Here is a 643-nt window from a genome sequence, read left to right as displayed (position 1 = left end):
GGCGCGTGTGCAAGAACCACGCCAGGCTTCGCTCTACCACCAAACGCCTCGGCAGGATCACGAATCCCTTCGCACTCTTCGGCCTGCTCACGGTCTTGATCGTCAGATGGAGGAAGGACCTGGCCCAGGTGACGAGAGTGCCCGCATAGGCCAGGTCGGCCCAGACGATGGTGATCTCGGGATGCATCAGACGCAGCCGGAAGAGGGCTTCGCGGGCAGCGACGCTGGCGTGCATGCCGGGGTGACCATCACGAACAGCGGGAGCCCCTTCACGTCCACTATTATGTGCCTCTTTAGGCCCGGCGTCTTTTGTCCGGCGTCGTATCCGGACGTGGAGCGCGGGACGGTGGCGGCGACTTTCACCGACTGCGAGACCGCCGCCGAGCTGGCGGAAGCGGGCCGCAAGGTCACCCTGGTCTGCGGCCGCGTGCTCGGCCCCTCCCTGCACGCCCGGGTCCGCCGCCCGGTCGCCCGCCGGCTCGCCAAGCTGGGGGTGACCGGCCTCGAAGGTCCCGGGGCGGGGGTGACGGAAGTGACAGGCGACGCCGTACAGCTCGGGGACGGCCGCGAGCTGCCCAGCGCGGTGACGATCTGGACCGCGGGATGCCGTGTCCCGGACCTGGCCGTCCGCAGCGGGCTGCGC

1 protein-coding gene and 1 pseudogene are annotated in these 643 nt (G+C 69.8%); one reads left to right on the top strand and one right to left on the bottom strand.

Annotated features, from left to right (window positions below; genetic code table 11):
- Positions 1–375 (bottom strand): annotated as a pseudogene (locus TN53_RS49705) (transposase); the annotation flags it as partial.
- Between TN53_RS49705 and TN53_RS41665 the strand changes: the two are divergent.
- The coding region (locus TN53_RS41665; RefSeq protein ID WP_046264103.1) for an FAD-dependent oxidoreductase at positions 347–643 on the top strand (297 nt) is incomplete at its 3' end. The pseudogene TN53_RS49705 and the gene TN53_RS41665 sit on opposite strands and share 29 nt — an antisense overlap.

Source organism: Streptomyces sp. WM6386 (genome assembly GCF_000972385.1).
Taxonomy (GTDB): Bacteria; Actinomycetota; Actinomycetes; order Streptomycetales; family Streptomycetaceae; genus Streptomyces.
The sequence above is the reverse complement of the archived record's forward strand: the minus strand, read 5'-3'. Positions and strand labels throughout refer to the sequence as shown.